The organism is Pseudomonas sp. SWRI18 (genome assembly GCF_014268345.1).
Taxonomy (GTDB): Bacteria; Pseudomonadota; Gammaproteobacteria; order Pseudomonadales; family Pseudomonadaceae; genus Aquipseudomonas; species Aquipseudomonas cedrina.
The window spans coordinates 1-22,942 of the sequence record NZ_JACCQQ010000041.1; the positions used below are offsets into that span (position 1 = coordinate 1).

18 protein-coding genes are annotated in these 22,942 nt (G+C 62.1%); 12 read left to right on the forward strand and 6 right to left on the reverse strand.

Going from position 1 to position 22,942, the window contains the following annotated elements:
• The coding region (locus H0Z09_RS27445; protein ID WP_238340309.1) for a hypothetical protein at window positions 1-224 on the reverse strand (224 nt) is incomplete at its 3' end.
• Here H0Z09_RS27445 and recC point away from each other — a divergent pair.
• From recC to H0Z09_RS26540, 6 genes are read left to right on the forward strand one after another with little or no spacing between them, the layout of a single operon-like run.
• Window positions 180-3,629 carry an exodeoxyribonuclease V subunit gamma gene (gene recC, locus H0Z09_RS26515; RefSeq protein ID WP_186694736.1) on the forward strand — a complete coding sequence of 1,150 codons (3,450 nt, stop codon included), beginning with the start codon at window positions 180-182 and terminating at the stop codon, window positions 3,627-3,629. The genes H0Z09_RS27445 and recC overlap by 45 nt on opposite strands.
• Complete coding sequence (recB, locus tag H0Z09_RS26520) at window positions 3,626-7,300, forward strand: exodeoxyribonuclease V subunit beta (RefSeq protein WP_186694739.1); 3,675 nt, start codon at window positions 3,626-3,628, stop codon at window positions 7,298-7,300. Before recC ends, recB begins: the two co-directional genes overlap by 4 nt.
• Complete coding sequence (recD, locus tag H0Z09_RS26525) at window positions 7,297-9,405, forward strand: exodeoxyribonuclease V subunit alpha (RefSeq protein WP_186694742.1); 2,109 nt, start codon at window positions 7,297-7,299, stop codon at window positions 9,403-9,405. The genes recB and recD overlap by 4 nt, the downstream gene beginning before the upstream one ends.
• 12 nt (window positions 9,406-9,417) lie before the next feature.
• Window positions 9,418-9,993 carry a YfiR family protein gene (locus H0Z09_RS26530; RefSeq protein WP_186694751.1) on the forward strand — a complete coding sequence of 192 codons (576 nt, stop codon included), beginning with the start codon at window positions 9,418-9,420 and terminating at the stop codon, window positions 9,991-9,993.
• Window positions 9,990-11,252 carry a diguanylate cyclase gene (locus tag H0Z09_RS26535; protein ID WP_186694761.1) on the forward strand — a complete coding sequence of 421 codons (1,263 nt, stop codon included), beginning with the start codon at window positions 9,990-9,992 and terminating at the stop codon, window positions 11,250-11,252. The genes H0Z09_RS26530 and H0Z09_RS26535 overlap by 4 nt, the downstream gene beginning before the upstream one ends.
• 4 nt (window positions 11,253-11,256) lie before the next feature.
• A complete protein-coding gene (locus H0Z09_RS26540) occupies window positions 11,257-11,748 on the forward strand; it encodes an OmpA family protein (RefSeq protein ID WP_186694763.1) in 492 nt (163 codons plus the stop codon).
• A gap of 159 nt (window positions 11,749-11,907) precedes the next feature.
• On the opposite strand, the gene H0Z09_RS26545 is transcribed toward H0Z09_RS26540, so the two are convergent.
• Both H0Z09_RS26545 and H0Z09_RS26550 read right to left on the reverse strand, forming a co-directional pair.
• Window positions 11,908-12,198, reverse strand: coding sequence for a DUF3077 domain-containing protein (locus H0Z09_RS26545; RefSeq protein WP_186694765.1), 291 nt, complete (start codon window positions 12,196-12,198; stop codon window positions 11,908-11,910).
• A gap of 328 nt (window positions 12,199-12,526) precedes the next feature.
• The gene (locus H0Z09_RS26550) at window positions 12,527-13,474 is read right to left on the reverse strand and encodes a LysR family transcriptional regulator (RefSeq protein WP_186694766.1); all 948 of its coding nucleotides are present in this window, start codon (window positions 13,472-13,474) and stop codon (window positions 12,527-12,529) included.
• Between the two features lie 120 nt (window positions 13,475-13,594).
• On the opposite strand from H0Z09_RS26550, the gene H0Z09_RS26555 reads away from it, so the two are divergent.
• Together H0Z09_RS26555 and mmsB are read left to right on the forward strand one after the other, a co-directional pair.
• Complete coding sequence (locus H0Z09_RS26555; protein ID WP_186694767.1) at window positions 13,595-15,112, forward strand: CoA-acylating methylmalonate-semialdehyde dehydrogenase; 1,518 nt, start codon at window positions 13,595-13,597, stop codon at window positions 15,110-15,112.
• Between the two features lie 14 nt (window positions 15,113-15,126).
• The gene (mmsB, locus tag H0Z09_RS26560) at window positions 15,127-16,014 is read left to right on the forward strand and encodes a 3-hydroxyisobutyrate dehydrogenase (protein ID WP_186694768.1); all 888 of its coding nucleotides are present in this window, start codon (window positions 15,127-15,129) and stop codon (window positions 16,012-16,014) included.
• A gap of 148 nt (window positions 16,015-16,162) precedes the next feature.
• Here the strand turns inward: mmsB and H0Z09_RS26565 are convergent, their stop codons facing one another.
• The 3 genes from H0Z09_RS26565 to H0Z09_RS26575 all read right to left on the reverse strand — a co-directional run bounded on the left by H0Z09_RS26565 (window position 16,163) and on the right by H0Z09_RS26575 (window position 19,192).
• Window positions 16,163-16,507 carry a cupin domain-containing protein gene (locus tag H0Z09_RS26565; RefSeq protein ID WP_010206533.1) on the reverse strand — a complete coding sequence of 115 codons (345 nt, stop codon included), beginning with the start codon at window positions 16,505-16,507 and terminating at the stop codon, window positions 16,163-16,165.
• A 221-nt stretch (window positions 16,508-16,728) separates the two neighbouring features.
• Window positions 16,729-18,129: an amino acid permease gene (locus H0Z09_RS26570; RefSeq protein WP_186694769.1), complete on the reverse strand. Its 1,401-nt coding sequence runs from the start codon at window positions 18,127-18,129 to the stop codon at window positions 16,729-16,731.
• Window positions 18,130-18,295: 166 nt separating this feature from the next.
• A complete protein-coding gene (locus tag H0Z09_RS26575; RefSeq protein WP_186694770.1) occupies window positions 18,296-19,192 on the reverse strand; it encodes a LysR substrate-binding domain-containing protein in 897 nt (298 codons plus the stop codon).
• A gap of 188 nt (window positions 19,193-19,380) precedes the next feature.
• Between H0Z09_RS26575 and H0Z09_RS26580 the strand changes: the two genes are divergently transcribed.
• From H0Z09_RS26580 to H0Z09_RS26595, 4 genes are all read left to right on the forward strand, one after another.
• Window positions 19,381-20,145 carry a sulfite exporter TauE/SafE family protein gene (locus H0Z09_RS26580; RefSeq protein ID WP_186694772.1) on the forward strand — a complete coding sequence of 255 codons (765 nt, stop codon included), beginning with the start codon at window positions 19,381-19,383 and terminating at the stop codon, window positions 20,143-20,145.
• Window positions 20,146-20,260: 115 nt separating this feature from the next.
• Window positions 20,261-20,851: an NAD(P)H-dependent oxidoreductase gene (locus H0Z09_RS26585; RefSeq protein ID WP_076949963.1), complete on the forward strand. Its 591-nt coding sequence runs from the start codon at window positions 20,261-20,263 to the stop codon at window positions 20,849-20,851.
• Window positions 20,852-20,881: 30 nt separating this feature from the next.
• Entirely contained in the window at window positions 20,882-21,778 is an 897-nt protein-coding gene (locus tag H0Z09_RS26590) for a LysR substrate-binding domain-containing protein (RefSeq protein ID WP_186694774.1), read from the forward strand.
• A gap of 103 nt (window positions 21,779-21,881) precedes the next feature.
• Window positions 21,882-22,775 carry an NAD-dependent epimerase/dehydratase family protein gene (locus H0Z09_RS26595; RefSeq protein ID WP_186694777.1) on the forward strand — a complete coding sequence of 298 codons (894 nt, stop codon included), beginning with the start codon at window positions 21,882-21,884 and terminating at the stop codon, window positions 22,773-22,775.
• Window positions 22,776-22,942 lie beyond the last annotated feature (167 nt).

Consider the following 22,942-nt stretch of genomic DNA (forward strand, 5'->3'; position numbering starts at 1 on the left):
GGGGTTTCCCCATGTGAGAGTAGGTCATCGTCAAGATTAAATTCCGAAACCCCATTTGCGAAAGCAGATGGGGTTTTGTTTTGGGCGCTCGAAAAGACATCTAACATCCCAGTTCCGCCAATAACGGCCCACAGTGCTAAAGTCGCACCCTCGATTTTGCTTTTGCCAAGGAAGCCGTTATGCCGGATGCGACGTCCCTCAGTGCTGGATTCATGGTGGTTCATGGCAACCGCCTGGACGAACTGCGCAGCCTGGTGGTCAGCTGGATGCGTCGCTATCCACTGGCGCCTCTGGAAAACGAAATCGCCCTGGTACAAAGCAACGGTATCGCCCAATGGCTCAAGTTGGCGTTGGCTGAAGATCCGGAAGATGACGACATGGGCGGCTGCGGCATCGCAGCAGCAATCGACGTGCAACTCCCCGGCAGCTTCATGTGGCAGCTCTACCGCATGGTCTTGGGTCGTGACGAAATCCCGCCAAAGTCCCTGCTCGATAAAGCTCCACTGACCTGGCGACTGATGCGCCTGCTCCCCGAGCTCATCGATCAGCCACACTTCGAACCCTTGCAGCGCTTCCTCACACACGACACAGACCTGCGCAAACGCTACCAACTCGCTGAGCGCCTGGCTGATTTGTTCGACCAATACCAGGTCTACCGCGCCGACTGGCTGGAAGACTGGGCGGCCGGGCGCCACCAACTGCGCAACGGCCGAGGCGAGTCCAAACCGCTCAACCCCGCCAACTGCTGGCAAGCCGAACTGTGGCGCGCGTTGCTGCTGGACGTCGGTGAAACAGGCATGGCCCAAAGCCGCGCCGGCGTTCACCAACGTTTCATCGAACGCATCAATACGCTTGAGGAAGCCCCCGCGAGCCTTCCATCCCGAGTCATCGTTTTCGGTATTTCCTCGTTGCCGGCCCAGGCGCTTGAAGCCCTTGCCGGTCTTGCACGCTTCAGTCAAGTCCTGCTCTGCGTGCACAACCCGTGTCGCCACCATTGGTCCGACATCGTTGCCGACAAAGACCTGCTGCGTAACGAATACAAACGCCAGGCGCGTAAAGCCGGCATGCCCGTCACCATAGACCCGCAAACCCTGCACCAGCACGCGCACCCGTTGCTGGCTGCCTGGGGCAAACAAGGCCGTGACTACATCAGCCTGCTGGATAGCTATGACGACCCCAATAGCTACCGTGCAGCCTTCCGCGATGGCCGTATCGACCTGTTCAGCGACAGCGAACCCACCACACTGCTCAACCAGCTTCAGGACGATATCCTCGAACTGCGCCCGCTCAATGAAACCCGTGAGCGATGGCCCGCCGTCGACCTGGAAAGTGACACCTCCATCCGCTTCCACATTGCCCACAGCGCCCAACGCGAAGTGGAAATCCTCCACGACCAACTGCTCCAACGCTTCAGCGCCGACCCCACGCTACGCCCGCGGGACATCATCGTCATGGTCCCCGATGTCGACAGCTACGCACCGCACATCCGTGCCGTCTTCGGTCAGCTTGAGCGCAATGACTTACGCTTCATCCCGTTCACCCTTACCGACCAAGGCCAACGCGGCCGCGATCCCCTGCTGATCGCTGTCGAGCACCTGCTGAAACTCCCCGACAGCCGTTTCCCCGTCAGCGAAATCCTCGACCTGCTCGACGTTCCGGCCTTGCGCGAACGCTTCGCCATCCAGGAGCGTGATCTGCCCACGTTGCACCGCTGGATCGAAGGTGCCGGCATCCGCTGGGGTCTCAACGCCGAGCAGCGCGCCGGCCTGGGCCTGCCAGCGGAACTGGAGCAGAACAGCTGGCGTTTCGGCCTGCGCCGGATGTTGCTTGGCTACGCCGTAGGCACTGGCGCTGCCTGTGACGGCATCGAACCCTACGACGAAATCGGCGGCCTCGACGCGGCCCTGATCGGTCCGTTGGTGGCCTTGCTCGATGCACTCAATGACGCGCATCACGCGCTGTCGCAACCCGCACCGCCAACGGAGTGGGGCGAACGCCTGCAACGCCTGATGCAGCTCTTTTTCCTGCCGAGCAACGAGCACGACGACTACCTGCTGGGCCAACTTGAGCAATTGCGCGAAACCTGGCTGGAAACCTGCGAGTCCGTAGGCCTACAGGACGAGTTACCCCTCACCGTAGTCCGTGAAGCCTGGTTGGCGGGGCTGGACCAAGGCCGCCTGTCCCAGCGCTTTCTCGCCGGAGCGGTCAATTTCTGTACCTTGATGCCCATGCGTGCAATCCCGTTCAAGCTCGTTTGCCTGCTCGGCATGAACGACGGTGATTACCCGCGCGCCCAACCACCGCTGGACTTCGACTTGATGGGCAGCGACTACCGCCCCGGCGATCGTTCACGCCGTGAAGACGACCGTTACCTGCTGCTCGAAGCGCTGCTGTCAGGCCGCGACCAGCTCTACGTCAGCTGGGTGGGCCGTAGCATCCGCGACAACAGCGACCGTCCGGCTTCGGTATTGATCGGCCAACTGCGCGACCATCTCGCCAGTGGCTGGCATCATGCAAATAACGACCAACCCCTTATCGACGCCATGACCCAAGAGCACCCGTTGCAGCCGTTCAGCGCCCGCTACTTCCATGAAGGCGACGCGCTATTCAGTTACGCCCGCGAATGGCAACTGCTCCACGAAGCATCCGACGCCGTCCCGACAGAACACGACCTGCCCCCGCACGAACAGGAAGAGCCACTGAGCCTCGGCCAGTTACAGGACTTCCTGCGCAACCCGGTCAAACATTTCTTCAGCCAGCGCCTGAAAGTATTCTTCGAAGCCGCCGAAGTGCCGCTGGCCGACGAAGAACCTTTCGTTCTCGACGCACTGCAGCGCTACAACCTGAGTGACAGCCTGCTGAACGCTGCACTCACCCGGCCTGATCAACTCGACCACGCCCTCAATGCCCAGGCATTGCGTCTGCAAGGCAGTGGCCTGTTGCCGATGGTTGGTTTCGGTGAGTGCCTGCGCAACGAACTGATTGAGCCATTGCCCGATCTGCTGCACCGCTATCAACAATTACTCGCCCTTTGGCCCACCCCGCACACCGCTGCCGAACCGGTCAGTTTTGAGCATCAGGGTATTCAGTTGGAAGGCTGGATCAGCGGTCTGCATCGGCGCAGTGACGGCGACCTGCTAAGCGTCACCACCATTCCCAACAGCATTGGCTCGATCAAGACCCGCAAGTGGCATCGACTGATTCGCCCTTGGGTCAATCACGTGGTGGCCTGCGCCTGCGGCCTGCCGCTGAGCACCGGCCTGGTGGCCAGCGATGACACCTTGTTGCTGCCTCCTCTGGAGAAAACCGTTGCCCAGGAAATCCTCGGCCATCTGCTGCTCGCCTGGCACACCGGCATGAGTAAGCCGCTACCTGTGGCGGTCAAAACCGCTTTTGCCTGGCTCGGCCAAACCGATCCAGTCAAAGCCCAAGCAGCAGCCTGTAAAGCCTACGAAGGCGATGGCCTGACCACCGACGGCGAACGTCGCGAAACCCCGGCGCTCACCCGACAATTTCCCGACTACGCCGCGCTGGTCGCGAGTGAAGAATTCGAAGGGTGGTGCGAAACTCTGTACCGCCCATTGATCAACGCGCCTTGGCGATCCCTCACCAGCGAGGCCGGCGCATGATCGGCAAACCCTTGGCCCTGGCCTTCCCGCTCAAAGGCAGCCAGCTGATCGAAGCCAGCGCCGGCACGGGCAAGACGTTCACCATCTCCGCGCTTTACCTGCGCCTGGTGCTCGGTCATGGTGGCGATCCATCAGGCTTTGGCCGCGAGCTGTTGCCGCCGCAAATCCTGGTCGTGACGTTCACGGACGCCGCCACCAAGGAGCTGCGCGAGCGCATCCGCATCCGCCTGGCTGAAGCCGCACGCTTCTTTCGCGCAGAAATCGAGCAGCCCGACGCCCTGATCGCTGACCTGCGCGACGCCTACCCAGCCGAACAATGGCCGGCCTGCGCCAATCGCCTGGACATCGCCGCGCAATGGATGGACGAAGCCGCTGTCTCGACCATCCACAGTTGGTGCCAGCGCATGCTGCGTGAACACGCCTTCGACAGCGGCAGCCTGTTCACCCAGACCCTGGAAACCGACCACAGCGACCTCCTCGGCGAAGTGCTGCGCGATTACTGGCGGCTGTTCTGCTACCCGATGCACGACGACGCGCTTAACTGGGTGCGCAACAACTGGGGTGGCCCGGCCGCCTTGATGCCGCGCGTACGCGCACTGTTCGGCAGCGAACGGCCCACCGATGAAATCCGCGAGCCGGCCGAGCTGATCATGGCTTGCCTGCAAGAGCGTCGCGAAGCGCTCACAACCCTCAAGGCGCCCTGGCTGCAATGGGCCGCCGAGCTACGCGACATCTGCCTGCAAGCGGTCGCCGCCAAGACCGTCGACGGTCGCAAGATGCAAGCGCGTTACTTCGAACCCTGGTTCGAAAAGATCAGCGCCTGGGCCGCTGACGAATCCCTGGAACAACTGGACATCGGCACCGGCTTCATTCGCCTGACGCCCGACGGCATGGCCGAAGCCTGGAAGGGCGAGCCGCCGCGGCATCCTGGTATCGACGCCATGGCCGGCCTCAAGCAGGCCCTTGATGCGCTGCCAACGCCCGATGCCGCCGTGCTGCAACACGCCGCCGGCTGGGTGGGCAAACGCTTCGAAGAAGAAAAACGCCGCCGCGCCGAAATGGGCTTCGACGACATGCTCATTCGTCTCAATGCCGCGCTGCAAGCCGATGGCGGTGAACGCCTGGCCAGTGTGATTCGCGAGCAATTCCCGGTGGCCTTGATCGATGAGTTCCAAGACACCGACCCGGTGCAATACAGCATCTTCGACAGTATCTACCGCATCGAAGAAAACCACCTCGACAGTGGCCTGTTCCTGATCGGCGACCCCAAGCAGGCGATCTATGCCTTCCGTGGCGCGGACATCTACACCTACCTGCGCGCCCGCCAGTCCACTACCGGCCGCCACCACACGCTGGGCACCAACTTCCGTTCCAGCCATGCGATGGTCGAGGCGGTGAACCACGTGTTCCAGCGCGCGGAACAAGGCCGTGGCGCGTTCCTGTTCCGCCAACCGGACGGCAAAAACCCGGTGCCGTTTCACTCGGTGTTGTCCCAAGGCCGCAAGGAACACTTGCAGGTCAATGGCCAGACGCTGCCGGCGCTGAACCTCTGGCACCTGCCCACCGATCAGCCTGTTTCCAACCTGGTTTATCGTCAGCAATTGGCGGCGGCCTGTGCCACGCACATTGTCGAGCTGCTCAATGGCGGACAACAAGGCACTGCCGGTTTCCTGCAGCCGGACGCGAGCTTCAATGGCGTGCTTCCATCAGATATCGCCATCCTCGTTCGCGACGGCAAGGAAGCCCAGGCCGTGCGCGCCGAATTGGCCGCACGCGGCGTGCGCAGTGTTTACCTGTCCGACAAAGACTCGGTCTTTGCGGCCCAGGAAGCGCACGACCTGCTGGCCTGGCTCAAGGCGTGCGCCGAACCGGATGTCGAACGCCCGCTGCGCGCCGCCCTGGCCTGCGTCACGCTGAACCTGTCCCTGCCGGAACTGGAGCGTCTGAATCAGGACGAACTCGCGTGGGAAAGCCGCGTCATGCAGTTCCGTGGCTACCGCGCGATCTGGCGCACCCAAGGCGTGCTGCCGATGCTGCGTCGTCTGCTGCACGACTTCAAACTGCCGCAAACCCTGGTCGCGCGCAGCGACGGCGAACGGGTGCTGACCAACCTGCTGCACCTCAGCGAGCTGCTGCAGCAGGCGGCCTCCGAGCTGGACGGCGAACAGGCGCTGATCCGTCATCTGGCCGAGCACTTGGCGCTGTCCGGGCAGGCCGGGGAGGAGCAAATCCTGCGCCTTGAAAGCGACGAGCAACTGGTCAAGGTGGTGACTATCCACAAATCCAAAGGCTTGGAATACAACCTGGTCTTCCTGCCGTTCATCTGCTCAGCCAAGCCGGTCGATGGCAGTCGCTTGCCCCTTCATTACCACGACGAACACGGCAAATCCCAGGTCAGCCTGCGCCCTACGCCTGAATTGATCGCCCAGGCCGACGACGAGCGCCTCGCCGAAGACCTGCGCCTGTTCTATGTGGCGCTGACCCGCGCCAAACATGCGTGCTGGCTCGGCATCGCCGACCTCAAGCGCGGCAACAGCAGCAGTTCGGTGCTGCACCTGTCGGCGTTGGGCTATTTGCTTGGCGCGGGTGCACCGTTGGGAGAGTCCGCAGGCCTGGCGCGCTGGTTGCTGGACCTGCAGGAAGGTTGCGCCGCCATCGACTATGCCCAGGTGCCCGAGGCGCAAGACATCCTCTTTCACCCGCCGCGCAACGATGCCACGCTGCGCGCGCCCTTGCTGCCCAAGCGCAAGGCCGCCGAAAACTGGTGGATTGCTTCCTACAGTGCCTTGCGTATCGGCGACAGCATGAGCGCGGCCAGCCCCGAAGCGCCGGAAAGCCCACAAGCCCAGAAGCTGTTCGATGACGAACGCCTCGACCCCGATGCACCGCGTGAAGTGGCGGCGTCTGGCGGTGATATTCACCGTTTCCCACGTGGGCCTAACCCCGGGACCTTCCTTCACGGCTTGCTGGAGTGGGCGGGCGAAGAGCGCTTCAACGTCACCCCCGACGCTATTGAAAAAGCCGTGGGCGCCCGCTGCAACCGTCGTAACTGGGAAGGTTGGATCATCACCCTCAGCGGTTGGCTCGGCCACCTGCTGCAAACGCCATTGCCTGTGGACAACGACCACGTCACCCTGAAAAGCCTGCAGCAATACCAGATCGAAATGGAGTTCTGGTTCGCCAGCCATAAGGTCGACGTGCTGGCCCTCGACAAGCTGGTGTGCCAATACACCCACAACGGTGTGTCCCGCGTCGCCGCTGAACCGGTACTGCTCAACGGTATGTTCAAAGGCTTTATCGATTTGACCTTCGAACATGACGGCCGCTATTACGTGGCCGATTACAAATCCAACTGGCTTGGCCCCGACGATTCGGCCTACACACGAGGCGCCATGGAAGAGTCGATCCTTGAGCATCGGTACGACCTGCAATACGTGCTTTACCTGCTGGCCCTGCACCGCCAACTCAAGGCGCGACTGCCCGACTATGAATACGAGCGCCATGTCGGCGGCGCGCTGTACCTGTTCCTGCGCGGCACCCAGTCCGCCAGCCAGGGGGCGTATTTCACCCGGCCGCCACGGGAATTGATCGAAGGTCTGGACCTGCTGTTTCAGGGCAAGCCCATACCGCCCAAGGTTGAGCCTGCCTGGGAACAAGGAGTGTTGTTATGAGCCTGTCGCCGTTACCGCTCGAGGAACTGGCGCCCCTGAGCCGCGCCGCCGACCTGGTGCAACTGCTGGAACGCTGGGTCGATCGCGGATGGTTGCGCGCCCTGGATAAAGCCTTCGTCGGCTTCCTGCACGAACTTGATCCACAGTCCGATCCTTTGGTGCTACTGGCGGCGGCGCTGACCAGTCACCAGTTGGGCCACGGCCATGTCTGCCTCGACGTGTTCGAAACCCTCAAGGCGCCGGATTTCGCCCTGTCCCTGCCGCCCGAAGGTGACCTGCAAACCGGGGCCATGCTGTTGCCCTCGCAGTTGCTGGATGGGCTCGATGGCGCCCATTGGTGCCATGCGCTGGCCTCAAGTCGCCTGGTCGCGCTGGCCGTGGATGGCAGTGAGTCCGCCCAAAGCCGCCCGTTGGTGCTGTCCGGCAAGCGCCTGTACCTGCGCCGCTACTGGTCCTACGAGCGACGCATCGACACCGCCTTGCGCTTGCGTCTCGCCACCCAGGAAACGGTCGCCGCCGATTTGCCGCAGCGCCTGAACAGTTTGTTCGACCAACCGCCGCCCGACGGCGTGATCGACTGGCAAAAGCTCGCCTGCGCCCTGGCCACTCGTGGTGCGTTCAGTATCGTCACGGGCGGCCCCGGCACCGGCAAGACCACCACTGTGGTGCGTTTGCTCGCGCTGTTACAGGCGCCAGCGGTGGAGACCGGCAATCCGTTGCGCATCCGTCTGGCGGCGCCCACCGGTAAAGCTGCCGCACGGCTCACCGAGTCCATCAGCCAGCAAGTGCTGTCGCTGCAAGTGCCGGGCAGCGTCAAGGAAAAAATCCCGACCCAGGTCACCACCGTCCACCGCCTGCTGGGCAGCCGTCCTGGCACGCGGCACTTCCGCCATCACGTCGGCAACCCGCTGCCCCTGGATGTGCTGGTGGTGGACGAAGCGTCGATGATCGACCTGGAAATGATGGCCAACCTGCTCGACGCCTTGCCGCCCCATGCACGCCTGGTGCTGCTGGGCGACAAGGACCAACTCGCGTCGGTCGAGGCGGGCGCCGTGCTCGGCGATTTGTGCCGCGACGCCGAAGCGGGCTGGTACAGCCCGCAAACCCGCCAATGGCTGCAAGCTGTCAGCGGCGAAGACCTCAGTGGCAGCGGCTTGCATGAGGACCTCGACGCCAGCCACCCTTTGGCCCAGCAAGTGGTGATGCTGCGTTACTCGCGCCGTTTCGGCGAGGGCAGCGGCATCGGCCAACTGGCGCGTTGGGTCAACCAGCAAAACGCTGAAGAAGCGCGCAAGCTGCTGGCCGCCCGCAGTCACAGCGACCTGTTCTGCGTCAGCCTCAAGGGCGAGCACGACCATGCGCTGGAGCGTCTGGTGCTGGACGGGCAGGGCAGCGATGGCGCCCAAGGTTATCGTTACTACCTCAACCTCTTGCAAAGCGCGCGGCCCGGGCCCGGCACCCCGCGCGAAGACCCCGCCTGGACCCACTGGGCGCAGCAACTGCTGCAAGCCTTCGATGCGTTCCAACTGCTGTGCGCGGTGCGCAAAGGCCCTTGGGGCGTGGAAGGCCTGAACCTGCGTATCACCGCCGCCTTGCGCAAGGTGCGGCTGATCGAAGGTGACGAACATTGGTACGAAGGCCGCCCTGTGTTGATGACCCGCAACGATTACGGCCTGGGCTTGATGAACGGCGATATCGGTATCGCCCTCAAACTGCCCGAAAGCGACGGCGGCCCCCAGGTGCTGCGCGTGGCCTTCCCACGTAACGATGGCCAGGGCGGTGTGCGCTTTGTGTTGCCCAGCCGTCTGAATGATGTGGAAACCGTGTACGCCATGACCGTGCACAAATCCCAGGGCTCGGAATTTACCCACACGGCGTTGATCCTGCCGGATGCGCTGAACCCGGTGCTCACCAAGGAATTGATCTACACCGGCATCACCCGGGCCAAGCGCTGGTTCAGCCTGATCGAGCCCCGTGGCGGTGTGTTTGAAGAAGCGGTGCGGCGCAAGGTCAAGCGCTTGAGTGGCTTGATGCTGGAGTTGGAGCAGCCGTCAGAAATGTCCGACGCTGTGCTATCGTTGCGGCATCCACCCGAACGCACCTGAGAGTATCGCTGCATGAACCTGGCTGTCTCGCCGACAGAGCGCAGTTTTAGCTGGAGACGCATGCTGCCGATGGCGATCCTGTGTGTGCTTGCGCCGCACGCCTTCGCCCAGGCTCCGGATCCCGTGGGTCTTGCAGACCACCGCGCCCAGGCGGTGACCCAAGTGGTGCTGGGTATCCTCAGTTACGCCCGCTGGCCGGTGGAGCCCGCGCAACTGCGCCTGTGCATTGTCGGCCCGACCCAATACACCGACGACCTGATCAAAGGCACCACCCAGGCCACCGGTCGCCCGGTGCTGGTGCAGCGCTTGCTGGCCGATCATTCCGATATCGTCAATGTCTGTGATGCGGTGTACATCGGCAAACTCACCGGGGATGAGCGTAGCCGACTGTTCAGCTCGTTGGCTGGTCACCCGGTGCTCAGCATCAGCGAAGGCGGCGACCAGTGTACCGTGGGCAGTCTGTTCTGCCTGCGGGTTGGGGATGAGCAAGTGTCGTTCGAGGTCAACCTCGATTCGGTCGCCCGCAGCGGCGTGCGCATCCACCCCAGCGTGCTGCAGCTGTCACGTCGCCGAGCGCCTGCGTCATGACAGCAGTCAAGGTGAGACCGACCCTGCGTTCGGTCATTGGCCGAGGGCACTTGATCCTGGCGCTGGTGGCGGTGACCCTGGCGAGCATCTCACTGACCCTGCTTGGCGTGCTCGCGCTGCGCGTCTATGCCGAACACAACCTGCACCTGATCGCGCGCTCCATCAGCTACACCGTGGAAGCCGCGGTGGTGTTCAACGACAGTGCAGCAGCCACCGAAGCCCTGAGCCTGATCGCCTCCACCGAAGAGGTGGCCCAGGCCGAAGTCTTCGATGCCAATGGCAAGTTGTTGGCGCAGTGGATACGCCCGGATACCGGCCTGCTCTCGCGGGTGGAATTGGAGCTCGCCCATGCGCTGCTTGATCAACCGATCAGTCAGCCAATCCTGCACCAGGGACAGGCCATCGGCAGCATTCATCTCACCGGTCACGGCGGTAGCCTGCTGCGCTTCCTGTTGAGCGGGCTGGCCGGGATCCTCATTTGCACCGCCCTCAGCGCGTGGGTCGCCCTGCACTTTGCTCGACGCCTGTTGCGCGGTATTACCGGGCCGCTGCAAAGCCTCGCCGCCGTCGCCCATGCGGCGCGCAGCCAGCGCGACTTCGAGCGCCGCGTGCCGCCAGCGCGCATCGCCGAACTCGACAGCCTGGGCAGCGACTTCAACGCCTTGCTGGGCGAGATGCAAGCCTGGCAAAACCACCTGCAAAGCGAAAACGAATCCTTGGCCCACAAAGCCAACCACGACAGCCTCACCGGCCTGCCCAATCGCGCGTTCTTCGAGAGCCGATTGATCCGTGCCCTGCGCATCGCCGCCAGAGCCAAGGAACAAGTGGCGGTGCTTTACCTCGACAGCGACCGTTTCAAAGAGATCAATGACAGCTTTGGCCATGCCGCCGGCGACGCCGTGCTCGTGGCCATCGCCGAGCGTGTACGTGCGCAGTTGCGTGAAGATGATCTGGTGGCGCGCCTGGGCGGTGATGAGTTCGCCATCCTGCTGGCGCCGTTGCACAAGGTCGAAGATGCCGAGCGCATTGCCGACAAGATCATCGCCAGCATGGACTCGCCGATCGCTGTGCCCGGCAACACTCAGGTATTGACCTCACTCAGTATCGGTATCGCGGTCTACCCCGATCATGGCGCCACCCCCGGCACCTTGCTCAATGCCGCCGATACGGCGATGTACCAGGCCAAGCGTCTGGCCTCGGGCGGTCAGCAAACGGCGGAATCGGAGCATTGCGCCGTCAACGTTCCACACAGGAGTTGATCCCTTGTTTTTGACTGCGCGTTTCATGTTCATCACCTTGCTGTTGGCGCTGCTCGCCCTTGGCGGCTGCCAGACAGCGCCCCCCAAAGGCCTGACCCCGGCGCAGGTGGCGGTGCTTAAACAGCAAGGCTTTGAATTGACCGAAGAAGGCTGGGCCTTCGGCCTGTCCGGCAAAGTGCTGTTTGGCAGCGACGTAGAAGCCCTCAACCCAGCCAGCACCGAGATCGTCCAGCGCATCGGCAAGGCCTTGCTGGGCGTGGGTATCGAACGAGTGCGTATCGACGGCCATACGGACGCTTCGGGCAAAGAGGCCTATAACCAGCAACTGTCCCTGCGCCGCGCCAAAAGCGTGGCCACGGTGCTGACCGGTGTGGGCATGAAACAAGAAAACGTCCAGTTGCGCGGCTTGGGCAGCCGCTACCCGGTGGCGTCAAATGATACTGTCGATGGGCGAACCGAGAATCGCCGGGTGTCGATTGTGGTGATAGCTGAGTAGGCGAACTCACCCAGCTTCAATCTGCAATGCATTCAAACTGTGGGAGCTGGCTTGCCTGCGATGGCGGTGTATCAGTAGCGAACATCTCCACTGACACACCGCCATCGCAGGCAAGCCAGCTCCCACATTTGTTTGTGGTGTACTTGGATCAGTGTTCGCTTAACGGCTCGGTGTCATCGCCTGCGTCAAGTCATCCACCACTGCCTTACCCATCTCACACAGATAATGCGCAGCCCACGCGTACTGCTCGCCGCGCACATCCATGGCGGCTTCCATCGCGAGTTTCTTGGAATAGAACAGCAGGGTAGAGGCATGTTCCAGCGCTTCGTGAAGGGGCATGCCGGCATTGACGCGGAACAGTGGTTTTTCGTTTTCGCCGTAGTCGCCGAAGGTGACGACGCCGAGGGTGGTGAGAGAAGAAAGGGGTGGATCGGGTACGATTTTTGACATGATGTTTCCCAAATTTGCGTTAAGAGTAGTCACCACGACATGTCGCTAAACATGAAGAGGTGGCAGCTGTACACGGGTTAGCGAACCGGTAAATTTGGGAACCCGGCAGACCCGAAGGTCTCCCGCGTACAGCCGCCATAAAACGGTAAAGCCAGGTAAAAACCTGACAATACTGTGGCATCACATCCCAACTAATCCGAGTCGCTAAACCCGATCGCTGTTTTGCAGCGAAGTCAGGAGGCTAGTGACCCAGAGAGTAAGGCGCAATAGGTTGGAGAGTGTCTAGGAAACGTCCTGCAATTTAAAGAGAATCGTCGTTGATGGCCCTTTAATCCGCAAACCGCATCTCCCGCGTCTCCCCCATCAACAACCCCTGATTCTGCTCCGTCACCTCCCTGATGTAATCCCACAACAACGTGATCCGCTTCAGCTTGCGCAGGTCCTCCCGGCAATACATCCAGAACTGGCGCGTAATCGCAATCTGATCCCCGAGCACCGGCAGCAACCGCGGATCCTGCGCCGCCAGAAAGCACGGCAATATCGCCATCGACCGCCCCTGCTGCGCCGCCACGTACTGCGCAATCACGCTGGTACTGCGCAAACTCGCGCTGGCGCCCGGCACCACATTCGCCAGGTACAACAGCTCCGAGCTGAACGCCAGATCATCCACATAGCTGATAAATGGATGCTCGGCCAGATCCGCCGGTTTGCGGATAGGCGGGTGTTGGTCGAGGTAGTCCTGGGTCGCGTACAACTGCAGCTTGTAGTCGCACAGCTTGCAGCACACATAAGGTCCATGTTCCGGGCGTTCCAGGGCGATGACGATGTCGGCTTCGCGCTTGGACAGGCTGATGAAGTGGGGCAGGGGCAGGATGTCCACCGAGATCGCAGGGTAGGTGTCGACAAAATGACTCAACTGCGGCGTCACGAAGAAGCTGCCGAAACCTTCGGTGCAGCCCATGCGCACATGGCCGGACAACGCCACGCCGGAGCCGGACACCTGTTCGCAGGCCATGTGCAGGGTGCTTTCGATGGATTCGGCGTAGCCGAGCAAACGTTGGCCTTCGGTGGTGAGGACAAAACCGTTGGTCCGGGATTTTTCGAACAGCAGCGTACCGAGCGACACTTCCAGTGAACTGATGCGCCGCGACACCGTGGTGTAGTCCACCGCCAGGCGCTTGGCGGCGACGCTGGCCTTGCGCGTACGGGCCACTTCGAGGAAAAACTTGAGGTCATCCCAGTTCAGGGAGCCCAGCGACGTGATGTTTTTTTGCATATTGGTCCGGCTTTTATGTGCGTTCTTATTAGAGATTTGCACATCTATACTCCAAAAACGCCTCATTCCCAAGGCGATTCACGCGCCTTGTCTCTGCATAACTACAAGATTGGAGACCACATGAACGCATCTGCCGATATTTCCGTGCAACAGGTCAAGTTGCTGATCAATGGCGAATGGGTCGAGTCCAAGACCACCGAGTGGCAGGACATCGTCAACCCTGCCACCCAGCAAGTGCTGGCCAAAGTCCCGTTCGCCACTGCTGATGAAGTCAACGCCGCCATCGACGCCGCCCATCGCGCCTTCCAGACCTGGAAGCTGACGCCAATCGGCGCGCGCATGCGCATCATGCTCAAGCTGCAAGCCTTGATCCGCGAACATTCCAAGCGCATTGCCGTGGTGCTCAGCAACGAGCAGGGCAAGACCATTGCCGATGCCGAGGGCGATATTTTCCGTGGTTTGGAAGTGGTGGAGCATGCATGCTCCATCGGCACCCTGCAAATGGGCGAGTTCGCGGAGAATGTCGCCGGTGGTGTCGACACCTACACCTTGCGCCAGCCCATCGGCGTGTGTGCCGGTATTACCCCGTTCAACTTCCCGGCGATGATTCCGCTGTGGATGTTCCCAATGGCAATCGCCTGCGGTAACACCTTCGTCCTCAAGCCGTCCGAGCAGGACCCGCTGTCCACCATGCTGCTGGTGGAGCTGGCGCTGGAAGCCGGAGTGCCGGCCGGCGTGCTCAACGTGGTGCACGGAGGCAAGGACGTGGTGGATGCGCTCTGTACCCATAAAGACATCAAGGCCGTGTCCTTCGTCGGCTCGACCGCCGTGGGCACTCACGTGTATGACCTGGCCGGCAAGCACGGCAAGCGCGTGCAATCGATGATGGGCGCCAAGAACCACGCCGTGGTGCTGCCGGATGCCAACCGTGAACACACCCTCAATGCCCTGGTCGGCGCCGGTTTCGGTGCGGCGGGCCAGCGTTGCATGGCCACCTCGGTGGTGGTGCTGGTGGGCGCGTCGAAACAATGGCTGCCGGACCTCAAGGCGCTGGCGCAGAAACTCAAGGTCAACGCCGGCAGCGAAGCCGGTACCGACGTGGGGCCGGTGATCTCCAAGCGTGCCAAGGCACGCATTCTGGAGCTGATCGAAAGCGGCGTGAAAGAAGGCGCCAAGCTGGAACTGGACGGCCGCGATATCAAGGTTGCGGGTTACGAGCAGGGCAACTTCGTCGGCCCGACGCTCTTCTCGGGCGTGACCACCGATATGCGCATCTACACCGAAGAAATCTTCGGCCCGGTGCTGGTGGTGCTGGAAGTCGACACCCTCGACCAGGCCATCGCCCTGGTCAATGCCAACCCATTCGGCAACGGCACCGGCCTGTTCACCCAGAGCGGCGCGGCGGCGCGCAAGTTCCAGAGCGAGATCGACGTGGGCCAGGTCGGCATCAACATCCCTATCCCGGTGCCGGTACCGTTCTTCAGCTTCACCGGTTCCCGCGGTTCCAAGCTCGGCGACCTGGGCCCATACGGCAAGCAGGTGGTGCAGTTCTACACCCAGACCAAAACCGTCACCAGCCGCTGGTTCGATGACGACACGGTCAACGATGGCGTCAACACCACCATCAACCTGCGCTGATTCTGGAGACGATCATGAAGATTGCATTTATCGGCCTGGGCAACATGGGCGCGCCCATGGCCCGCAACCTGATCAAGGCGGGCCACGCGCTGAACCTGTTTGACCTGAACCAAACGGTGCTCAAGGAACTCGCCGCGCTGGGTGGCAGCATCAGCGACTCACCGCGAGACGCGGCCAGCGGCGCTGAGCTGGTGATCACCATGCTGCCGGCTGCTGCCCATGTGCGCAGCGTGTGGCTGAATGAAGACGGCGTGCTCGCCGGCATCGGCCAAGGCGTGCCGGCGGTGGATTGCAGCACCATCGACCCGCAGACCGCGCGCGACGTCGCGGCGGCCGCCGCCAAGCAAGGTGTGGTGATGGCCGACGCACCCGTCTCCGGCGGCACCGGCGGCGCCCAGGCTGGCACCCTGACCTTCATGGTCGGCGCCACCCCGGCACTGTTCGCCACCCTGCAACCGGTGCTGGCGCAGATGGGCCGCAACATCGTGCACTGCGGCGAGGTAGGCACCGGGCAAATCGCCAAGATCTGCAACAACCTGCTGCTGGGCATCAGCATGATCGGCGTCAGCGAAGCCATGGCCCTGGGCGATGCCCTGGGCATCGACACCCAGGTGCTGGCGGGGATCATCAACAGCTCCACCGGGCGCTGCTGGAGTTCCGACACCTACAACCCATGGCCTGGCGTGATCGAAACCGCGCCGTCATCGCGCGGCTACACCGGCGGATTCGGCGCCGACCTGATGCTCAAGGACCTGGGCCTGGCCACCGAGGCGGCGCGTCAGGCAAAACAGCCGGTGATTCTCGGCGCGGTGGCCCAGCAGTTGTATCAGTCGATGAGTCAGCGTGGGGAAGGGGGCAAGGACTTCTCGGCGATCATCAACAGTTACCGCAAGCCTGAATAAGGCCCTGTAGTGAGCGGGCTTGCCCCGCGCTGGGCTGCGCAGCGGCCCCGATAAAGACGCCGCATTCTTTCAGGAAGGATGCGGCGGCTGGTTTTAGGGCCGCTGCGCGCCCCAGCGCGGGGCAAGCCCGCTCACTACAAAAACGGCTTCAGGCAAACACAAAATACTTACGCACCGTCTCCACCACTTCCCATGTCCCCTTCATCCCCGGTTCCACCACAAAGATATCCCCAGCCCGCAGGTGAATCGGCTCCAGGCCTTCCGGGGTGATGATGCAATAGCCTTCCTGGAAGTGGCAGTACTCCCATTTCACGTAGTCCACGTACCATTTGCCCGGTGTGCAGATCCAGGTGCCCATGATCTTGCTGCCGTCTTCGCTGGTGTAGGCGTTGAGGTTGACGGTATGCGGGTCGCCTTCGAGTTTCTCCCATTTGCAGGCATCCAGGACCGGCAGTGGGTGGGTGTCGCGCAGTACGGTGATGGGCTTGGACATGATGGCTCCAGGGCAGTGAATGGAACGATCCACCCTACGGCCTTGGGCGTTGCGCCAGTGGTCTGAACTCGACACCGGGATGCCCAGAAACGCAGCGGGATGCGGGCCCTCGGCTCAATGCGGTCAATGTGGGAGCGGGCTTGCTCGCGAATGCGGTGTGTCAGTCAACAGATTCATCGACTGGCGCCCCGCATTCGCGAGCAAGCCCGCTCCCACAGGGGTTACTGCGCTACAGCAAGTTTCGCGTTTCTACTGCGCAACCGATACGCAACGTAGATCAACCCCACCCAAACCGGCATCGCGTACACCGACATGTTAATCCCCGGAATCGCCAGCATTACGCTGATGATCACCGCCATGAACGCCAGGCACAAGTAGTTGCTGAACGGGAACCAGAAGGTCTTGAATGACGGCGTCACGCCTTGTTCGCCCATGGCCTTGCGGAACTTGATGTGGGTGAGGCTGATCAGCGCCCAGTTGATCATCAGCGAAGCAACCGCCAGCGCGAACAGCAACTCCAGCGCACTGTGCGGCGCCACGTAGTTGACCACCACGCACAACATTGTCACCAACGCTGAAACCGCCAGCGCCCGCAATGGCACGCCTTGCTTGTTCAGTTTCATCAGCGCTTTGGGCGCATCACCTTGCTCGGCCAGGCCGAACAGCATGCGGCTGTTGCAGTACACGCCGCTGTTGTACACCGACAGCGCTGCGGTCAGCACCACGAAGTTGAGGATGTGTGCGGCGGTGTCGTTGCCGATCAGCGAAAAAATCTGCACAAACGGGCTGCCGCTGTAGGCGTCACCTGACGCACCGAGGGTTTGCAACAGCTGATCCCAGGGGTACAGCGACAGCAGCACGGCCAGGGCGCCGACGTAGAAAATCAGGATGCGGTACACCACTTGGTTGATCGCCTTGGGGATCACTTTGCGCGGTTCGCTGGCCTCGGCGGCGGTGATGCCCACCAGTTCCAGGCCGCCGAACGAAAACATGATGAACACCATCGACATCAACAGCCCCATGCCGCCATTCGGGAAGAATCCGCCGTGGCTCCACAAGTTGCTCACGCTTGCTTGCGGGCCGCCGGTGCCGCTGAACAGCAGGTAACAACCGAGCAGGATCATGCCGATGATCGCCGCCACCTTGATGATGGCGAACCAGAACTCGGCTTCACCGAAGACCTTCACGTTGAGGGTGTTAATAAGGTTCACCGCGACAAAGAACACCAGTGCGCTGACCCAGGTTGGAATTTCCGGCCACCAGAACTGGATGTACTTGCCCACCGCGGTCAGTTCGGCCATGCCCACCAGCACATAGAGCACCCAGTAGTTCCAACCCGACAGGAAGCCTGCGTAACCGCCCCAGTATTTGTGGGCGAAGTGGCTGAAGGAACCGGCCACCGGTTCCTCGACGATCATTTCGCCAAGCTGGCGCATGATCAGGAACGCGATAAAACCGGCGATCGCGTAGCCCAGGATCATCGACGGTCCCGCCGACTTGAGTACCCCGGCCGAACCGAGGAACAACCCCGTGCCGATCGCCCCGCCCAAGGCGATCAGCTGAATATGCCGGTTCTTCAGGCCGCGCTTGAGGCCTGCCGGGTTAACCATGTGATCCGCCATTAACATACCCTTTTACGTGTTTTCTTGAGGGGGATGCATGCCGCATCGCCCTCTGAAGTGCTGAGGGGGCAGATATTACTCTGCGTAAACTTTTCGTAATACAGTTGAGCGTATCGGCCGTGCAGAAAAGCCAGCCCCCACAGGTTCAAGATTTTGCCGGCGATGATTACGGGATATTCCGCAAGGGCCGGGCCAGTGCTTTGAGCAAGGCGCTGGCGTAGGCAGGCAATTGTTCGAACGAGCGCGCAGCCAACAGCAGCGTGCGGCAGGCCCAGTCCTCATTGAGCGGCTGGGTTTTAAAGCGTCGCTCGGCCGGCCAGCGCTCGAGTGCGGCCTGGGGCACGATGCCCAGGCCAGCGCCGCCGGCGACCATACGCATCAGCCCATCAAAACCGTCGGCGCGGATGCGTGTCTGCAGGCGGAACCCGGCGTGCAACGCTTGTTCCTCCAGGTACACCGCTAACGCACTGTGGGCAGCCAGACCCACGTAGTCGTGTTGCAGGCTGTCAATAAAGCTCACGTGTTGCGTGGCAAGTGGATGATCCAGCGGCATGATCAGCACCAGCGGGTCATCGCGAAAGGGCAGGGTCTGCAAGCCATGGGTGTCGACCGCGTCGGAAATAATCCCCAGGTCGACCGTGCCCTGGCGCAAGGCCTGGGTGATCCGCAGGCTCGGCAGTTCTTGCAGATCGATATCGAGGTTGGGGTGCTCACGCAGAAAATCCGCGAGTAATTCCGGCAGGTATTCGCTCAAGGCCGTGGTGTTGCACAGCAAGCGCACTTGGCCTCTGACGCCGTTGGCGTATTCGGCCAAGTCCTGTTGCAGATGCTCGGCCTGTTGCAGCAGCAGCCGGGCATGGCGGGCCAGGGCCTTGCCGGCGGCGGTTGGCGTGACGCCGCGGCGGCCGCGCTCGAGGCATTCGATGCCCAGCGCGGCTTCCATGGCGCGGATGCGCGCGCTGGCGGCGGCCAGGGAGAGATGACTGCGGGCCGCGCCGGCGGTGATGTTGCCGCTGTCGAGGGTGTGCAGGTAGAGGCGCAGGTCGATCAGGTCAAAGGGCATGGCTGAGGTTCTCGGGTGGCGGGACTGGCCTCTTCGCAGGCAAGCCAGCTCCACATGTTGATGGGCGGACACATCCGAGTGTGGGAGCTGGCTTGCCTGCGATGACCCTTCCAGCCTCATGCAAAACAAGAGTCTGACTCAGTATATGGCGAATTTCACTCCTCATCCGCAAGCCCCACAATGGCCCCATGAATACCTTCCTTGGCTTCTACCAAACCATCGGCCCCGCCTTGACCCTGCTGGTAATCGTCACCTTTCTGCTGGCCGGTACCGTCAAGGGCGTGATCGGCCTGGGCCTGCCGACAGTCGCCATGGGGTTGCTCGGCCTGGCTATGCTGCCGGCACAGGCAGCGGCATTGCTGATCATCCCGTCGACAGTCACCAACCTCTGGCAACTGGCGTTCGGCGGTCATCTGCGCGGGCTGGTCAAACGCCTGTGGCCCATGCTGCTGCTGATTTTTCTCGGCACCGGGCTGGGCACGCTGTGGCTGGGCATGGACGGCGGTGGCTGGGTGGTTCATGCATTGGGCGCAGCATTGCTGGTCTATGCGCTCAGCGGGTTGTTCCTGCCGTCGTTCAGGGTGACGCCCGAGACCGAACGCTGGCTGGGCCCCGTGTGTGGGGTGATCACGGGCATCATTACCTCGGCGACCGGTGTGTTCGTGATTCCTGCCGTGCCCTATCTGCAAGCGCTGGGGCTGAACCGCGATCAGCTGGTGCAGGCGCTGGGGCTGTCGTTCAGCGTGTCCACCCTGGCACTCGCCGCCGGGTTGGCCTGGCGCGGCAACCTGGGCACGGGTGAGATCAACGCGTCGCTGCTGGCGCTGGTGCCGGCGCTGCTGGGGATGTGGCTCGGCCAGGTGGTGCGCCAGCGCATCAGCGCGGGGTTATTCAGGCGGGTATTTTTCATCGGTATGGCGCTGTTGGGCGGCCACCTGCTGATCAGCGGTTAACAATAGCCGACCATTCTTGCTTTGCGGTCAAAGGTATTTTGCCGTGCCATCGCTTATTCCGACGGGGCAATGTCGATAGTCTGCGTCCAGACATTTTCACTTCTGGATACCTCCCATGAAAAAAGTACTCCTGCTCAACGGCGGCAAACAGTTCGCCCACTCCGACGGTCGCTACAACAGCACCTTGCATGACGCCGCCTTGGCTGTGCTAGACCGTGGTGGAATCGACGTCAAGGTCACCCACATCGACGAAGGCTACGACGTCGCCGAAGAGGTCGCCAAATTCCTCTGGGCAGACGTGATCATCTACCAGATGCCCGGCTGGTGGATGGGGGCACCGTGGATCGTGAAGAAGTACATCGACGAAGTCTTCACCGAAGGCCATGGCAGCCTGTACGCCAGCGATGGCCGCACCCGTTCCGATGCGTCGCAGAAATACGGCAGCGGCGGTTTGGTGCAGGGCAAGCAATACCTGCTGTCGCTGACCTGGAATGCGCCGCAGCAAGCCTTCGACGACCCGAACGACTTCTTTGAAGCCAAGGGCGTGGACGCGGTGTACTTCCCGTTCCACAAGGCCCACGAGTTCCTCGGCATGACCGCGTTGCCAACCTTCCTCTGCGTTGACGTGATGAAGCGCCCGGCGATCGAAGCTGACGTGGCACGCTACGAGCAGCATCTGGCGCAGGTGTTCAATCTCTCGGTGTAAGCTGCGCTGAACCGATAACGAGGAGCGCCCGTGAAAGCCCGATCCGATGAGCTACAGATCTTCGTCAGCGTGATCGAGTGCGGTTCGATCTCCGCAGCGGCGGAGCAGGTCGGGCAGACGCCGTCTGCGGTCAGCCGCACCTTGTCGCGCCTGGAAGCCAAGCTCGACACCACGCTGATCAACCGCACCACGCGGCGCATGGACCTGACCGAAGAGGGCAAGTACTTCTTCGAGCAGGCCAAGGCGATCCTGGCGCAAATGGATGAGCTGGAAGAACGCCTGTCGTCCCGCCAGAAAAAACCGGCGGGGCGCCTGCGCATCAATGCCGCGGTGCCGTTCATGCTGCATGGGATCGTGCCGTATATCGCCGAGTTTCGCCGCCTCTACCCAGACATCCAGCTGGAGCTGAACAGCGATGACGTGATCATCGACCTGCTCGAGCAAAGCACCGATATCGCCATTCGCATTGGTACCCTGGCTGACTCCACCCTGCATGCGCGCTCCCTCGGCTGTACGCCGCTGCATATTCTTGCCAGCCCCGATTACCTTGAGCAACACGGCACGCCGACCACGGTTGCCGAGTTGGCGGACCACACCTTGCTCGGGTTCACCCAGACCGAAACCCTCAACCATTGGCCGCTGCGTCATGTGGAAGGCGACCGTTGGCTGATCCAGCCCGGCATCGCTGCGTCCAGCGGTGAAACCCTGCGCCAACTGGCGCTGGAAGGGCAGGGCATCTGCTGCCTGTCGAACTTCATGACCGCCGCCGACATCGACGCGGGGCGTCTGGTGCCGGTGCTGGAAACCTTCAACAGTGGTTATCGCCAGCCGATCCACGCGGTGTTCTACCGTAACTCGCAATTGGCGCTGCGTATCCAGTGTTTCCTGGATTTTATCCAGGCCAAGCTGGCGCGCTATGCCTGCTGATTCGTGATTCGGGCGCAAGACTGAATTGGCCGCCGGGGGCTTATTCGGCACGGGTGGGCCCTGGATACTGGACGCATCACTTACCCAGTCAGGAGCACACTCCATGAACGTATTCGTCACCGGCGCCGCAGGTTTTATCGGCGGTTCCATCGCCACCGGCCTGATCAAGGCTGGCCACACCGTCACCGGCCTGGTGCGCAGCGCCGACCAATCCGCCGAAATGACCGCCCTGGGCATCACGCCAGTGATCGGCAGCCTCGATGACGCCGCTGTGCTGACCGAACAGGCGCAAAAGGCCGATGCGGTGATCAACGCCGCGAGCAGCGACCATCGTGCTGGCGTCGAAACCCTGCTGGCGGCGCTGAAGGGGTCGAACAAACCGTTCCTGCACACCAGCGGTTCGAGCATCGTCGGCGATGCGTCGGGCGGCAGGGCCAGTGACGTCATCTACCACGAAGACAACCTGCCGGAACCGACGGTCGACAAGGCCGCTCGCGTCGCCATCGACAACCTGATCCTGGCCGCCGCCCGCGATGGCGTGAATTCGGCCGTGATCTGCAACACCCTGATCTACGGTCACAGCCTGGGCGTGAAGCGCGACAGTGTGCAATTGCCGCGCTTGCTCAAGCAGGCGCGCAAGAGCGGGGTGGTCCGCCATGTGGGCAGTGGCCAGAACATCTGGTCCAACGTGCACATTGAAGACGTGGTGGCGCTGTACCTGCTGGCACTGACCCGGAATGTGCCCGGTACGTTCTACTTCGTGGAAAGCGGCGAGGCCGCGTTTGTCGACATGACCACCGCCATCGCCGAAGCGCTGCACCTGGGTCAACCGCAGGATTGGCCATTGGCGGATGCCGAGGCCGAGTGGGGCTATGAAATGGCCAACTATGGCCTGGGCTCCAACAGCCGGGTGCGGGGCAAGCATGCGCGCGAATCGCTGGGCTGGGTGCCGAAGCGGACTTCGGTTGTGGAATGGATTCGCCAAGAAATGGTGTGATGTTCGCTTGAGACCCAGGTGTTGCCATCGCAGCCATAGGTATCTACACATCTTTGTAGTGAGCGGGCTTGCCCCGCGCTGGGCTGCGAAGCGGCCCCAAACTAGACGGCTCGGTTCCATCTGGAACTCGGCGGTGTCTTTATTGGGGCCGCTTCGCAGCCCAGCGC